The organism is Peribacillus sp. TE19612 (genome assembly GCF_056279465.1).
Genome location: NZ_JBWCCL010000014.1, coordinates 91,888 through 106,602 on the forward strand (window position 1 = coordinate 91,888; position 14,715 = coordinate 106,602).

The following is a 14,715-nucleotide window of genomic DNA, read 5'->3' on the forward strand; positions in this document are numbered from 1 at the left end:
TCCAATTTTTACATTTATACTATCATTTCTCGGGCATGCCGTCACGAGTAATGATATTCGCCCACATTTGTTCCGGAATACTTAATGTACACCTGCTATTGCGCGGTAAGGTCGTCATGATCTCGTCTTCCCTGCCTTCCATTATTTTGGCGGCCCAGTCCGGTTCCATCAGCAATTCCCTTCCTAATGCGAAAAGCGGTATATTTTTCTCAAGCACAGCATTTGCTTCCTCTGGAGTATGGATCGATCCAAGTGATATGAAACTGGTCCTGCCAGCGATGACATCGCGGAGAATTTCGGTCCTTGTCAATCCCCTGTTCAATCCGCTTCTAGGCATGGACCAGACATTTTTAACAGAAAGATGTAAATAGGAAAGCCCCTGAGTTGCCAATTCATCTACCCATGCAGCTGTATCATCCATTTTCAATCCGCCTTCTTCCGGTTCTTCGGGGGAGAAGCGATACCCAATAACGAATTCCTTGTCTGCATAAAGATCACGGATCCGCTTCACCTCCGCGATGACGGCAAGTGGAAAATGCATTCTATTCTTCAAACTCCCTCCCCAATGATCTCTCCGTCTGTTGGAGTGGGGTGAGAAAAACTGCTGAAGGAGATAGCCATTCGCTCCATGGATTTCCACACCGTCGAATCCTGAACGAATGGCATGGCGGGTGGCTCTTCCAAAGTCTTGAATTGTGGATAGAATCTCAGTGTGGCTCATTGACCTTGGAATGTACTCTTCGCCCATTCCTTTATAAACGCTTGCAATGATTCCGCTCGGACTAACCATTTTTTCTCCGCCTGTACAGCTTGGAAGGCTCTCGCTTCCGCCATGATGAAGCTGGAGAATGGCTTTTGCACCTTTGGATTTGATTGTTTTTGAAAGCTCAGTGAGTCCAGCGATGCTTTGTTCATCATATACTTTCATTTGCCGGGGAAAGCTTGTCGCAACAGGGGAAATGGCGGCAGCGGCTGTAATGAACATGGCAGGTCCATCTGCCCTTCTTTTATAGTAGGCTAATTCCTCGTCAGAAACCAAGCCATCCTCTTGACCTGAATAAGTGGTCATCGGCGCAACTACAATCCTATTTTTAAGAACCGTTCCATTAGAAAGCGTGTACGGTGAAAAAATTTGCCCGTGTTTCCGTTTCAACATTTTCCATCACCCATTCGTATTTTAATTTGTAATTTTATTGTATTCTCGACCACATCATAAGTAAAATGAATGTTTTTCATTACTTGGATTAGAGTTTCTCATGTATAATTCATAGAAGAAGGGTGTGGGGCATTTGAATTTTTTTCAATTGGAAGTCTTTTTACATGTTGTTGAACACGGAAGTTTTACGAAAGCGGGAGACCGGATCGGACTGACTCAATCAGGCGTGAGCCATAACATTACAGCACTTGAAACGGAACTTGGTGTGGCTTTACTGAAGCGTGACCGAAAAGGAATAACACTCACGACTGCGGGAGAACAAGTTATTCCACATATGCGGGCCATTGCTGCCAACCTTGCACATATCGAACAAAAGATTGCAGCTGTGAATGGAATGGAAATCGGTAAAATAACGATTGGCAGTTTTCCAAGCTTCACTGCCAGATTCATACCAAAGCTATTCTCCATCTTTAAAGAAAAATACCCTAATATCGATTTGCTGATTCATGAAGGTGGATATGAGGAAATCTTAGCATGGATCGAAGAAGGAACAGTGGACATCGGCTTTGCAGCAAAACCAGTAAAGAACGTGGAATTCATCCCTCTGCTAAATGATCCTCTATCAGCTGTCGTATACGAAGGCCATCCGCTTTCAGGGAAAACCTCATTGAACCTGGAAGACTTCGTTGATCAACCATTCATCATGCTGAGATCTGGCTGTGAAACACTCATAGAAGATAGATTCCTGGAAGCCAAGATAAAACCAAACATTTCATACGACATTAAAGACAATCAAACGGTGCTCTCAATGGTAGCAGGAAAATTAGGCATCACGATTATGCCAGACCTGGCTTTACCGGAAAAACCCGAACGCATCAAAAGCCTGCCCTTGAACCCGGAACTTTCACGGGAGATCGGATTGGTCATGAAATCAGCTAAACACCTATCACCCGTCGCCAAGGAATTTACAAAAGTCGTTCAAGATCACTTCATCGGGTAATGGGCAGTATGAAAAAAACAAGAATCCCCTTTTCATGTAAAAGGGGATTCTTGTTTTGCCGATGATCATCCCAAGAATAGATCCAGCAGATTACTGCCTGCAGATGATTGCCTATTATAAAACTCCGAATAACCGCACTGCTTGCAATACACAACCGTAAATTGATTATTCTGGACATCGAACATTTTTGACAAGCCTGTTCCTGTCATGGCTACATCCTTCTTAGCAGCATCATTGCTTCCGCATTTCATACAACCCTTTTCGCTCATGATCCTTCATCTCCCAAATTTATTAAAATGATAAATGCTTATAAATACCGGAGCTTCCCGGCACCGTTCATAATTACATATACGGATAACCTGGATAAATGGTTTCGGAATTCATGCAAAAATATGTAAATTCCATTGAGTACTGTTTTTTTGGCTCCTTTTTTTATTACGGTTAGATTTTATGGTAGGCAAAGCATTATACACACTAATGGCAAAATAATAGATTAAAATCATTGCATAGCATCACTTATAGGAACGGGGGTATCATCAAGCTTAAAAATAGCAAATAATGCATATACCCCAACAAATATGATCGGATAAATGATGTAATGATAGATGAAATTTTTTATGAAAATATTCTTTATCGCATCGCTTTCTTATTTACTTAAACAGCTAAAACCGATAATCGGGGACGCTGGTGAAATCATTAAATCACATCTGCATCATCCAATCGTATTTCTGCGACCCTTCCACCTGGTACACACCAGAATTCCAAGGTAATATTTCGTTTATGGTCAATGTATCCGATAATATCGGCTCCCTGTTCATAACTTTTATAATAATGATCTCCGTACTTCGAAAGGACGTCCGCTTTCTTACTTCCTAATTTAATGCCTTTGCTTGTTTGAAGGGAGTTTTCAAATTGGGCGTCGTCCGTACTTGAAATGATCAACCGCATGATTTTCCCTTTATCCTCGTCTGTATTGATAGAGGCCGTTTTTAACCCCCCTTTCCAATAATAATAATCATAAGCCTTATTATTATCTTGATCGATGGGTTCACCATATTCCCTAATGAATTCTGGACTCGATATGTTATCAAACACTTTAAATCCCCCGATAGATTCATCAGACAAATCTGTTGATTTTGTCAATTTTTGAGAGAATGCCGAGTACACGTAGAGCCCTAATGCTGTTCCAATAATTATAAATACAATGACTAACTTTCGTTTATAATGCATTTTCCCCATCTTTAAATCTGCTCCATCTCTATCAGATTATTTCCGCGAAGTCCGCAATTAACTAGTGTATTGTTAATATGTACATGGAGCTACTGACTTGCAAACAGGTAGGAACTGATCCCCATTACGAGCCCTCCGCCTATCCCGATCACTACGCCAGCAACTGTCCATTGTGATATCACCATGCCCATTAGAAATAAAGAAAATCCTATAAGTCCAATTAATAGAACCTTGTTTTCATTCATTTTACACCCCTAAACCCAACTGAATATCCTCATATTATCTTATACGGATAATTTTGGATAAAGGTTTCACTTTATGCCAGATTCTAAGCAGCAACATTCCTGTTGCATAAGAAAAACCGAAATCAGCCACTGATTTCGGTTTTTCGCTCTATTTAATTAGTGATATCTTTTTTCTGGAAGAAGAAGAAAGTTAGCGCTAAAAAGATAAGATAATAGATTCCCAGTACCCCCATCGAGAATCCAAGTGTAGCTCCATCGAACATGTCTATGGTTCCGGAAATATAACCCCTTAAATCGAGATGGGGAAATAGGACGAATTTTAACCACTCGTATTTTCCGATGAATGATTGAATGACCATATTTAATGTCGAAGAGGCAAATAGTATGAAAATGGATATACCTACTGCAAGTGCTTGGTTCTTAAATAATGTGCTTAACATGAAAGCGATGGTCGTGATGACTAGGAATCCTGGTATCCAGTAAACGATCATGTCCACGAAATATTCGCCGACTACCACCGGACTGAATTCGAAAGATGCAGGATCCATGATTTTGTCTGAATACGAACCATTGCCAAAGAATATGATTCCGATTAGATAACTGAATATAAGCAGGCTCGCAAGTAGTAAAGCTGCAAATAACAAGGAAGTAATATATTTGGAAAGAAGGATCTTCCAACGTTTATAAGGCCTGATCAACAGTTGTTTAATGGTGCCATCGGAAAATTCCGAGGAAACGAGCGAGCTGCAAACAATAACGACGAATAAAGTGACAAATGATGTTAATGATGTAGTCCATTCAGCCATATAGGTCCAATTCGTGTTTAAGTCAGGGTTTATATTATCAGCCAACAGTTGCTTATTGTAATTAATTTCTTCCATGATGGCGGCTTTTTCTTCTTCACTGATTTCCTTAGCTCCCAAAGCCTTTTCCTGTTCTTGGATATCGGCGTTTAACTCTTGCTTCCAATCTTTATTCGTTTCGTCAGGGCTTAGTTTATAATCGATGACCGCAGCCCCTAATGCTGCCAATAATAGAAAAGCGATGAATATATAAGTTGATACTTTTGAAAAGATTTTCATCCATTCATTTTTTACTAAGGACATCATACAGACTCCCTCATTTCCTGCTCAGTGATTTCGAAGAATTTATCTTCCAGTGATTTTCTGGTTATGCCAATTTCAAAGACATCCAGATCATTTGCATTAAAACTCCTGTTTATATGGGCCGTTTGTTCTCGGGTGGCCGAAACAGAGATTTTCTTCGCACCATTTTTTAGGATCGTGATATCCGCAAACTGTTCTTGAAGGATTTTTTTAGCTAGCTTCCCATCACTGACGGTGAATGACACTTCATTGATGGTTTCGGTTTTTTCATCAACAATATGTTCTTTCGTATGAATCAGTTTTCCCTTTTCGATAACGGCAAAACTATCACACATCAATTGCATTTCCGATAGTAAATGGGATGAAATCAATATCCCGACGCCTTCACTTGCCAGTACTTTCAGATAATCACGAAACTCGCGAATCCCCTGCGGATCCAAGCCATTCGTCGGTTCATCAAAAATCAATAACGACGGTTTATGTAAAATGGCCTGTGCCACGCCAAGGCGCTGGCGCATTCCCAATGAATAGGTTTTAACCTTCTTATCGATGGCATGATCCAGTTTGACAAGCTTAATGACTTCTTCTATTCTCTCATTGGATATGTCATTGGATGACATCCGGGCATAATGCAGGATATTCTTTCTGCCTGTCATATACTTATAGAACTCCGGATTTTCAACAATGGCCCCCAATTCATTCATCGCACCTTCGAAATCATGATCGAGGTCACTGCCATTGATCATGACTTTACCGCCCGTACGATTGATGAGACCTGTGATCATACGGATGATCGTGGTCTTCCCAGCACCATTCGGACCAAGTAAACCAAATATTTCATTGCTTTTTATTTCAAAGCTCACATTGTCTACGATGGTTGCTTTTCCAATTTTTTTAGTTAAGGATTGAACCTTAAGAACCGCTTCAGACATATAATACCTTCCTTTTTTATGAATTTCCAAAATCACACAAATTCAACATTACCATATTATGCATATTATTACTATACTGATATTCTTCTAATTGGGTATATTGAACCAATGCAGCCGCCGGCGTCAACTTCCCGCCCCCATTATCCTAAACACTGCCTTCACTTTTTTCTTCGAAATAGCAACAACCCCTATATATCGTTACCATTTTATACGATTACGTAAGGAGAAAGTTTCAGTATTATTTTATTTGATAAGGAAAATTCACCATAATTTATACAATATATAGGAAAATCCGATAGAAATGGCCAGACCCAATGCCAATAGAAGGATTTTTCTAATAATGGAAGGTAAGAGCTTATATATCATCATTACAATTACATCGATGAAATTCGTGGGTACTCCGGAGCCGAACTCTTTGATTTCTTTCTTTTTGCCAAATAGGGCGAACCACATTATAAAAAGACCGCATAAAATAAAAATGATGGAAAAAATCTTATATCCCATTGAATGTCACCCGTTTCCTCATAGGCTAAACGATATTGTTATTATTATCTTAACTTTCAAGTTTCAAAATGAATTCTTCTACCTCTTTGCCTCTTGCATGAGAATATCCTTTGTCCTCATCGCATCTTTCAAATCCGCATTTTTCCAGCACCCGGATGGATGCAAAATTATCCTTGGCTGCACGGGCATAAACAGGGCGGACTTTTATTTTCGGCAAAAAATGGAGCAGTGCACATGTAGCGATCCCTTTACCCCAAAATTGCTTCCCGATCCAATAACTCACTTCCGGGTTACCAAACTGTTCAAACTTGAGAATGCTGCCTGCCACACACCCGTTGCAGAGTATGGTCATTTTTTGAATATCCCGGTTCGATAAGATGTTCTTCCAGTGTGTCAAAAAAGCCGCCTTGTCTGATGGATCCTTAGATGTGAAAGCAGCCATATAGTTTGCGTCAGGATCTAATTGCTGCTCGAAAAAGATAGGAAGATCACTCTCCTTGACCTCCCGCAGCCGGACTCCTTCGTCATTCGTTTGCAATCCCATAAACTCATCCCCCACACCAAAATATAACATTCATTAAAATCAGAAAAACCGAAGACTCTGCCATCTTCGGCGCGGTTTCATTCTTTCATCTTACTATAATTACCGTTGAACTGTTATTGCTCAATATGCTTGATAACGTCAGACAAGCTCTTATCCGCCATGGATCGGAGGCGTAAATGATGGTTTTCAAAAGCTAAAGCGTCCGTCACGGGATTTGGTACGATTACACACTTTAACCCAGCAGTCAGGGCCGCTTGAAGCCCATTTAACGAATCTTCAAATGCTACGGCTTCTGCAGGCTGAATGCCTAGGACTTCTATTGCCTTTACATACAAATCAGGCGCTGGTTTAACTTTATCAACATCATCCCCTGTAATCATAACTTCAAAATAGTGTAACAGTCCGAGTTTCCCCAAATGATGAGTGACCCACTCTTTTGTCGAGCTTGAAGCGAGGGCGATTTTATATCCATTTCTCTTTGCTACTTCTAGATAATCCTTCACACCTTCACGTGCCTGTGCTGTTTTCATCTTTACTTCATGGAGGCTTTTTGCTCTGGATTCAATTTCTTCAATATTACACCTTTCCCCCAGCTGATCTTTGAAGTACTGATTTAGCTCAGTATTATCGGTTCCGATACATGTAACAAAATGTTCGAGAGGCAAATCAGATTTATAAAAAGCCATCGTTTCTTTATAGGCCTCATACCAAACCGTTTCCGTGTCTAAAATTAAGCCATCAAAGTCGAAAATAACTGCCTTAATCATATGATTTCCTCCTTTAATCTTACAATAGAATTTATATTAACTTAAACGTACATGAATGAATGCCCCTGCTCAACCAAACGGTTCCGTTAGTTTCATATGAAACTTGATTTTTTCCCATAATTCGACAATTAATAAGGATATGGTAACCCGATGTCCGCCTCATTTCTTTTCTTTCTGTTACATGTTTTAACAATTACTTAGTGCCTTCGCGGTGTTTTTCCTTAACTGCGCCTAAAAGAGTGATAGTTTAACGAATAGTTTAATTGCAGGAAACAACGAGGAGGATAAACATGAAGAAAATTTTATTAACGATCCTAACGGCTTCTGTATTCATTCTAGGAGTTTGCATGCCAACTAAAGGCGAAGCCGCAGCTTTGGATCGCACACTTTCATTTGGAATGAGTAATAGTGATGTTAAAGAATTACAAGAATTATTACTGACAAAAGGGGTTTTTCCCTATCATGAAGCAACAGGTTACTACGGACCGATTACAAAGGAATCCGTAAAGAAGTTTCAGGAAAAATCAGGGCTGAAAGTCGATGGAATATCAGGAACACAAACGAATCAGAAAATACAGACACTGAAAAGCGGGGATATGGGAAGACCTGTAGCTGAACTGCAAAGGCTATTGAAAGCCTGGGATGTTTACTCATCAACGGTCGATGGCATTTATGGAACAGGTACAAAACAAGCAGTCATGAACTTTCAAAAGCAAAAGGGATTATCCGCTGACGGTATAGCCGGTGCACGGACCTTCAGTAAATTAGAAGAAAGAGCCAGTTCAGCAAGCTCAGCCGTTAAAGAACTGACGGTTACAAGTACAGCTTATACAGCAAGCTGCGAAGGATGTTCAGGCACTACAAGAATGGGTGTCGATTTAGAAAAATATGATGATGCCAAACTGATAGCAGTCGATCCGAACGTGATTCCGCTAGGCTCCATCGTGGAAGTCGAAGGCTACGGACAAGCCATCGCTGCAGACACGGGCGGTGCGATCAAAGGAAACAGAATCGATGTATTCATCGCAAAAGAAGCGGATGCTCTAACGTGGGGAAGAAAGCAAGTGAAGGTAAGAGTAATTAGATAATGCATGACATAAATATCGATTTACTATAAAAATAGATACATAACCAAACCGCAAAGAGCATGTAATGAATCCATTCATGCTCTTTCGGTCTGTTCAAACCATTTTGTACATGATAATATCATCGACGTATTCACTTTCGCTCATCTTGAATTCTTTGATTTTACGGCCTTCTTCAACAAACCCCAGCCTTTTATACAATGATATTGCCCGATGATTTGTTGAAAAAACTCCTAAACTCACCTTTTCAATCAACGGATTGGCTTCTGCCCAATCCAATAACGCTTCAATAAGCTCTTTTCCAATTCCCATCCCTCTGAAATTTTTTCTGATCATTACCCCAAATGAGCCCTTATGGAACATTCTCTTCCTATTTTCCGATTGAAAGGCTATCCATCCAACCACTTCTTCATTCATTTCAGCCACGATGATGGTCTCCCGTTCATTTTCCAATAACCTTCGTATCCAATCTCGTTGCTGTTCAGGTGTTTTATTGAACTCCTCCGATACGGCAATAAAATACTCGCCTTCAGAAATAACGGAATTCTGTACATCCAAAACCGCTTCCGCATCTTCCAATACACCAGTCCGGATCATATATACACCTGACATGCCAATCCCCCTTAATGAACCATGTTCGGATCGAAGTGAACAATAGTTCGTCCTTCCATGATTCTTTGTTCGATTTTTTGAACGGTGTTGGATAATGAACGATCCGCATTCTTCAAATCATACTTTTTATGAAAAAAGTTATATAACGTTAAATCCCTTAGCTTTAAAAATAGAGGAATCGTTTCGTATTCCACAGGTGCCAGGATATTTTCCGTCTCATACCCTCTTATGAATTCCCTCATGAACTTGGCCGCATATTCATCGAGCCCTTTTATCCCTTCACGTTCCAAACTCCACATCAGATAGTACAGAGGGATCGCCAAATCGCTGGCAAACCAGTGATATGAACAGTCATCAAAGTCAAAAACATGAATCTGCCCCTCATGATAATGGAAATTGCCGTTATGTATATCAGAATGAATCAAGCCAAAATTATCTGGATGAACGGGAAGGGCATTTAAATGCTTGTTGATTACTTCTTGTTGACGGATCACTTGCTCCGGTACATCGGATTGATAAAGCTGGACATTCAATAATTCCTCTTCATACCAATCCAGCCGTTTATATTTCGCTTCGGGCTTATAGCTTTTTGTTTGTTTATGCATTTGGCCAATGGTTCTTCCCCATTCAAAAAATAAAGGTCCATCGAAATTTTCATCAGTGACTTTCATCCTAAAACCAGGAGCTTTTTCAAACAGGCAACAATAAAATTCCGTACCATCCGAGCCCTTTACAATTTCAACTAAGTTCTTTTCTTTCGAAAAGAGAACTTTAGGAATTTCACTCCCATTATTCTGTAAATGCTCAATCCACTTTAACTCAGCAAGCACTTGATCTTTTGTACGATGTGATTGATGGGTCATTCTTAAGATATATGGCGTTCCATCCCTGTAAACCTCAAATACGTAGTTCTCTGCATCTCCAAGTTTAACCGGATTCCCAGCATTCACTTGAAAAAAATCCCCCGCCAATTTCACCAATTCATTAGAAAAAATTCGTTCTACCGCTGCTTCCATGATCTTCACTCCCATTGCCAACATTATTAATAAAAACGATTTATACTATGCTTTATACGATACTAAGATGCCATTTCCCTTTATTTGTATATTATTGTTTTTTTAAATTTAAAGGTAAAGCTTTTGCATATTAAGTTATTAGGGGCTCCTTCTACCTTTTCAAAAAAAAAACGCCCTATAGGGCGCGTCCAAAAATCAAGTTTCCTTTTCTTCTTCATTCGCTATTTTATTGAACTTCAAGATCGTTTCTTCGATTACAGGATTATTGAATTCCTCTTGGATGGCTGATTGTACAAATTTATCTTCACCATTCATTTCATCCCACTCATTAACTTTGTAATCTGGATCCCGACGATTTGATTTACCGTTTTGTTCCTCATTATTTTCCAACTACCTTCACCTCTTAACCATAGTGGAGTTCGGACCATTCAAGCGGAAAGAATATATCTTTTCAATAATCATCCTTGATTGAAATGGGTGAACCCGTTGAGGTATGTTGATTGACCCAGTCGAGCGATACTTTTGAAACGGCATCCCATTCAGGTATTTGGGCTTTATGTTGTTCCACCCAGCTCATGCAATATTGCGGGTCAATATTGCTTTCTTGAGATTTCGCCAAAAATGACTGAATTGTGGCTTCCGTACAATTTTCCCATGATCCACATGTATCCTGCCAAATATGTTCCATTTTCATTTGGATATTTTCGTTAGCCATTGGGTTTCCTCCTTAATTAAATATTACTTATTGATATCTTCATTAAGTATGTCCAAGGCTAAATAAATCATTACAAAAATTTGGTTTTTTCAGCGAAAGAATGAATTTACAGTCGTAAAAATGATGAATAAACTGAATACGATAAACCAAAATCCGCCAAAACCAATAACTGCTTACGAAAGGAAAATCATTGCCTTCTTCAATCTCCTTTACACCTTTATACAGCCAATTATATTGAAACAAACCAGTTTTGGAGCATTTCCAGTAAGTTTCGGGCTATTATGCGTGAATTGGGGCATATACTCGTGAATTTTTCACGCTTTTATTTGTCGAATCTGCGTTTTACTCGTGCGTTTTAGCGATTTACTCGTGAGTTTCATGCTTTTACTCGTGAGTTTAGCCGATTTACTCGTGAGTTTTAACCATTTACTCGTGAGTTTCACGCTTTACTCGTGAGTTTATTTTGTATTGATCTTTTCTTACTAAAAATGTTTATAATCCGATACAAATAGTGGACAATGTGTCTTACATTCACTCCATTCCCTCCAAAAAATGGCACAAAAAAAGCTGAGTGCTTGGACTCCGCTCATCCCGGCGACGTTCGACGAACAATCCGTTGCCGAGTTCGGCACCGAGGCACCGCTTGGCCGTCCTGGGCAGCCGGCAGATCATGCAGGCGCCTATGTGCTGCTAGCATCTGATGAAGGTGCTTATATAACAGGACAGTGCATTCATATCAATGGCGGGATCACGATGTCCTCATAAACCCAAAACGACCGAAAAGCATGGTGCTTTTCGGTCGTTTCCTTTGTGAAATTTAATTTCCTATGCCAGGCGAATTCATCAATACAATTCTCCAACCATCCGGATCTTCAATGGTAACACCTGATTTTTCCCAATATGGATTCTCCGGAAAAACCGGTTCATAGCCCATACCTTTCAACCTATTCGTGATTTCCTCAATGGTTTTACGTTCAGGAATATAAAAGACAAGCAGATTATCTTTTGATGGGGCAGGACAAGGACTGCCATCTTTATGTTGAGTAAACTCTAAATGATAGCTGGAATCCGGAAGCCCGATCATGATGCCATCATATCCCTCGTGCCCTTCGAAAGAACCGATTTTTTTCAATCCTAATCCTTCACAATAGAAGCTTACTACCTTTTTTAGTTGATCAGTTGGACGTGCAACCCGGATCTGTGCTACTTTCATTTCAGTTGGACGTGCAACCCGGATCTGTGCTACTTTCATTTCAGTTGGCCATTTACTTTCCATTGTCCCATCCCTCTCTGTAAATCGAATTACATTTCTTCTTTCAAATTACTTTTACCAATATTCATGCCAAAACCTAATGCAATCGCCGCACCTAAACAACTGAAAAGACAGCCAGCTCCCAAGAAAATGGTTGGATCTGATTCACCAATCATCACTGAAGCTATACCTCCAATTGCCGGAAAAAGGGCAACCATGTATCCACTTTTCGCCCCGCCTATCTTTTCTACAAGCTTGAGGTAGAATAGCCAAGCTCCAAAGGAAGCGAATATAGTTAAATAGAACAAAGCAGATAAATATGTAATGGATGTCGGTATAGTGACTGCTTGTCCTTGGATGAACACAATGGCCGCCAAAAGAATTCCTCCTGCTGCAAATCCAAGTACATTGGCATAGATTGGGTTCACTTTCTCCCTGGCATTTCTAGCAGAGCTTGCATCGCCCAATGCAGTGAGGATGGTACCAAGAACAGCCATCATGATGCCCTTTATATCATCGAATCCATGAATATCATGTAAACTCGGATAAATAACAATACAAACAGCCAGCACACCTATTATCCCGCCAATTAAGATACGTGAATGCAATGGTTCCTTCAAAAAAACACGAAGGGCAATGGGCGTTAAAATGACTTTCAATGAAAATATTAACGTAACCATTGCTGCTGAACTTAAGATAGTGGCGTAATAAAGGCATAAATAGCTTAAAGCAAAATTACAAATTCCAAACACAATAATGAATGGAACATCCTTTTTCTTGGGTTTTCCTTTAGGTCTAAGCATGCACAATAGAATGAAAAATAGGATGGCCGTCAAACCTAAACGATAGGTTAAAGATAATTCTAAACTCACAGGTGTACCTTGAATCTTAACGGCAATAAAATTAAGTCCCCATACTAATAAACAAAATATGTACATAAAGTTAGTCATAATAACATGACCAATTTGCGATATTGCCCACTTTCTATCAGTTTATGAAACTCGTCGTAACTGATTTTCCCATCCATAATTAAACCGCCTTCTATTAAAAATCACTTATGTAATAATAAAGTAAATATTACCAATTAAAAGGGGATTGTCAATATATAAAACTACATTTCGAAAAGCCCTCCAGTTAATTTGGAGAGCTTTTCATTGGCAAACGACTATTAGCACAAACTCGGTAATTGAGTTTCAGAAACATTCCATCTGATTTCAGAAATCCAATAAGGAGTACAGGAAAAAACTTTAAGGACCTAGTCTTATACATATTTCGGTGTGAGATCAACCTACAGTTTTTTCAAGAAGACGTTCCAGTCGATTTCAGAAATCCGCTCCCTTTCCGCCGACTGTCTGCCAAGCCTCCTCGGCACAAGCGCCTGTGGGGTCTCGGCTAGCCAGTTTTTCGGCAGGAGTGTCACAAATTTCTTCAATCCAATAAGGAGTAGAGGAAAAAAACTTAAAGGACCTAGTCTTATTCATAATTCGGTGTGTGATCAGCCTACAGTTTCTTTAAGAAAACATTCCAGTTGATTTCAGAAATCCGCTCCCTTTCCGCCGTCTGTCTGTCAAGCCTCCTCGGCACAAGCGCCTGTGGGGTCTCGGCTAGCCAGTTTTTCGGCAGGTGTGTCGCAAATTTCTTCAATCCATTCCAACCTTCAGGGTTCGGGATGTGATTCCGGTTCCCTTTTGTCTAAAAACTGTGGCCAACGTCCATTAACCTTTATAGCTGACTTGTCCAGTTTCAACCAATTCTTTCAGTCCCATAAACATTAAATTCCAGCCATGTTCAGATCCATCGTGATACTCTCCAAGAGCTTTTTCGATATCGGATTCTGTCCAATTTTCTTCATGAGGAACGGTGATGCTTTGTGAAAATGTCATTTCACAGCCCTTTTGATGTTCTTTCAGCTCAACTGTAATCGTATCTGCCGCTTCACTGAATTGCGGCATTTTAAACGTGAACACTAATTTATTGGGCCGGTCCATTTCAAGGTACTCCCCTATTGCCCGATAATCTTTTCCTTCGCGATGATCAATAATCTCCCAAGCTCCTCCCACTTGAGGATCATTTTGTGCCACTTTATTTGTCCCCTCCAATGTAAAAAACCATTTTCTCATCATCCCAGGGTTCACCCATGCATCAAATACCCTTTCAGGCATTACATCAAAATTTCTAATCATCTTTAAAGTGGTTGTTGAGTAATTTTCCATTTTCATACTCCTTATATCATTTTTATATACTTTTCAATTCCTCTTTTGAGACAGCACGCCAACCGTGTGCTTCCAGTTTCTCCAAATAAGTTTCCATCCTGATTTCCTCGATATCGATCGCAAGCGGGTGCAGGGATACCAAACATTCATCGGAAGCATAATTTATGATAACCTTTACAACTTCATATCCATTATGAAATCGTGGATCAAACCCGGGATCATCAATTATATCCCCTGTAAAAGGACGAATATCAGATTCAAATGTTTTCATCATTAACCTATTCTTTTCTTGTTCTTTTATTGATGTAATGAAGATCATTAAATTTACTTTCATTGCA

19 protein-coding genes and 1 pseudogene are annotated in these 14,715 nt (G+C 39.8%); 3 read left to right on the forward strand and 17 right to left on the reverse strand.

The window, feature by feature from the left end; genetic code table 11:
- Window positions 1-22: 22 nt before the first annotated feature.
- On the reverse strand, window positions 23-1,156 hold the full coding sequence (locus ACZ9AO_RS21885) for an NADH-dependent flavin oxidoreductase (RefSeq protein WP_476110413.1): 1,134 nt from the start codon (window positions 1,154-1,156) through the stop codon (window positions 23-25).
- Window positions 1,157-1,289: 133 nt separating this feature from the next.
- Here ACZ9AO_RS21885 and ACZ9AO_RS21890 point away from each other — a divergent pair, with 133 nt between their 5' ends.
- Complete coding sequence (locus ACZ9AO_RS21890) at window positions 1,290-2,156, forward strand: LysR family transcriptional regulator (RefSeq protein ID WP_476110415.1); 867 nt, start codon at window positions 1,290-1,292, stop codon at window positions 2,154-2,156.
- A gap of 65 nt (window positions 2,157-2,221) precedes the next feature.
- Here ACZ9AO_RS21890 and ACZ9AO_RS21895 read toward each other — a convergent pair whose 3' ends face one another.
- From ACZ9AO_RS21895 to ACZ9AO_RS21930, 8 genes are all read right to left on the reverse strand, one after another.
- Complete coding sequence (locus tag ACZ9AO_RS21895; RefSeq protein ID WP_034304303.1) at window positions 2,222-2,425, reverse strand: zinc ribbon domain-containing protein; 204 nt, start codon at window positions 2,423-2,425, stop codon at window positions 2,222-2,224.
- 427 nt (window positions 2,426-2,852) lie between these two features.
- A complete protein-coding gene (locus ACZ9AO_RS21900; protein WP_471798819.1) occupies window positions 2,853-3,395 on the reverse strand; it encodes a hypothetical protein in 543 nt (180 codons plus the stop codon).
- Window positions 3,396-3,475: 80 nt separating this feature from the next.
- Window positions 3,476-3,631, reverse strand: coding sequence for a hypothetical protein (locus tag ACZ9AO_RS21905; protein WP_251544013.1), 156 nt, complete (start codon window positions 3,629-3,631; stop codon window positions 3,476-3,478).
- A 152-nt stretch (window positions 3,632-3,783) separates the two neighbouring features.
- Complete coding sequence (locus ACZ9AO_RS21910) at window positions 3,784-4,737, reverse strand: ABC transporter permease (RefSeq protein WP_476110418.1); 954 nt, start codon at window positions 4,735-4,737, stop codon at window positions 3,784-3,786.
- Complete coding sequence (locus tag ACZ9AO_RS21915; RefSeq protein ID WP_476110420.1) at window positions 4,737-5,669, reverse strand: ABC transporter ATP-binding protein; 933 nt, start codon at window positions 5,667-5,669, stop codon at window positions 4,737-4,739. The genes ACZ9AO_RS21910 and ACZ9AO_RS21915 overlap by 1 nt, the downstream gene beginning before the upstream one ends.
- Window positions 5,670-5,930: 261 nt before the next feature.
- Window positions 5,931-6,173, reverse strand: coding sequence for a hypothetical protein (locus tag ACZ9AO_RS21920; protein ID WP_251544017.1), 243 nt, complete (start codon window positions 6,171-6,173; stop codon window positions 5,931-5,933).
- A 49-nt stretch (window positions 6,174-6,222) separates the two neighbouring features.
- Window positions 6,223-6,717: a GNAT family N-acetyltransferase gene (locus ACZ9AO_RS21925; RefSeq protein WP_476110422.1), complete on the reverse strand. Its 495-nt coding sequence runs from the start codon at window positions 6,715-6,717 to the stop codon at window positions 6,223-6,225.
- A gap of 113 nt (window positions 6,718-6,830) precedes the next feature.
- Complete coding sequence (locus ACZ9AO_RS21930) at window positions 6,831-7,484, reverse strand: HAD family hydrolase (RefSeq protein ID WP_476110424.1); 654 nt, start codon at window positions 7,482-7,484, stop codon at window positions 6,831-6,833.
- A gap of 290 nt (window positions 7,485-7,774) precedes the next feature.
- On the opposite strand from ACZ9AO_RS21930, the gene ACZ9AO_RS21935 reads away from it, so the two are divergent.
- On the forward strand, window positions 7,775-8,572 hold the full coding sequence (locus ACZ9AO_RS21935) for a peptidoglycan-binding protein (RefSeq protein WP_202311830.1): 798 nt from the start codon (window positions 7,775-7,777) through the stop codon (window positions 8,570-8,572).
- A gap of 93 nt (window positions 8,573-8,665) precedes the next feature.
- On the opposite strand, the gene ACZ9AO_RS21940 is transcribed toward ACZ9AO_RS21935, so the two are convergent.
- The 4 genes from ACZ9AO_RS21940 to ACZ9AO_RS21955 all read right to left on the reverse strand — a co-directional run bounded on the left by ACZ9AO_RS21940 (window position 8,666) and on the right by ACZ9AO_RS21955 (window position 10,912).
- Window positions 8,666-9,181, reverse strand: coding sequence for a GNAT family N-acetyltransferase (locus ACZ9AO_RS21940; RefSeq protein WP_251544023.1), 516 nt, complete (start codon window positions 9,179-9,181; stop codon window positions 8,666-8,668).
- A gap of 11 nt (window positions 9,182-9,192) precedes the next feature.
- Window positions 9,193-10,197 (reverse strand): phosphotransferase enzyme family protein, encoded by a 1,005-nt coding sequence (locus tag ACZ9AO_RS21945; RefSeq protein WP_476110427.1) that lies wholly within the window; start codon window positions 10,195-10,197, stop codon window positions 9,193-9,195.
- Between the two features lie 195 nt (window positions 10,198-10,392).
- Complete coding sequence (locus ACZ9AO_RS21950) at window positions 10,393-10,587, reverse strand: hypothetical protein (RefSeq protein ID WP_476110429.1); 195 nt, start codon at window positions 10,585-10,587, stop codon at window positions 10,393-10,395.
- Window positions 10,588-10,648: 61 nt separating this feature from the next.
- Window positions 10,649-10,912: a hypothetical protein gene (locus tag ACZ9AO_RS21955; RefSeq protein WP_476110431.1), complete on the reverse strand. Its 264-nt coding sequence runs from the start codon at window positions 10,910-10,912 to the stop codon at window positions 10,649-10,651.
- A 576-nt stretch (window positions 10,913-11,488) separates the two neighbouring features.
- Here ACZ9AO_RS21955 and ACZ9AO_RS21960 point away from each other — a divergent pair.
- Window positions 11,489-11,677 (forward strand): annotated as a pseudogene (locus ACZ9AO_RS21960) (SDR family oxidoreductase); the annotation flags it as partial.
- A 52-nt stretch (window positions 11,678-11,729) separates the two neighbouring features.
- On the opposite strand, the gene ACZ9AO_RS21965 reads toward ACZ9AO_RS21960, so the two are convergent.
- The 4 genes from ACZ9AO_RS21965 to ACZ9AO_RS21980 all read right to left on the reverse strand — a co-directional run bounded on the left by ACZ9AO_RS21965 (window position 11,730) and on the right by ACZ9AO_RS21980 (window position 14,711).
- Complete coding sequence (locus ACZ9AO_RS21965; RefSeq protein ID WP_476110474.1) at window positions 11,730-12,125, reverse strand: VOC family protein; 396 nt, start codon at window positions 12,123-12,125, stop codon at window positions 11,730-11,732.
- A gap of 89 nt (window positions 12,126-12,214) precedes the next feature.
- Window positions 12,215-13,114 (reverse strand): DMT family transporter, encoded by a 900-nt coding sequence (locus ACZ9AO_RS21970; protein WP_251544028.1) that lies wholly within the window; start codon window positions 13,112-13,114, stop codon window positions 12,215-12,217.
- Window positions 13,115-13,879: 765 nt separating this feature from the next.
- Window positions 13,880-14,377 carry an SRPBCC family protein gene (locus ACZ9AO_RS21975; RefSeq protein ID WP_251544029.1) on the reverse strand — a complete coding sequence of 166 codons (498 nt, stop codon included), beginning with the start codon at window positions 14,375-14,377 and terminating at the stop codon, window positions 13,880-13,882.
- 22 nt (window positions 14,378-14,399) lie between these two features.
- Window positions 14,400-14,711: a hypothetical protein gene (locus tag ACZ9AO_RS21980; protein ID WP_476110433.1), complete on the reverse strand. Its 312-nt coding sequence runs from the start codon at window positions 14,709-14,711 to the stop codon at window positions 14,400-14,402.
- Between the last annotated feature and the right edge of the window lie 4 nt (window positions 14,712-14,715).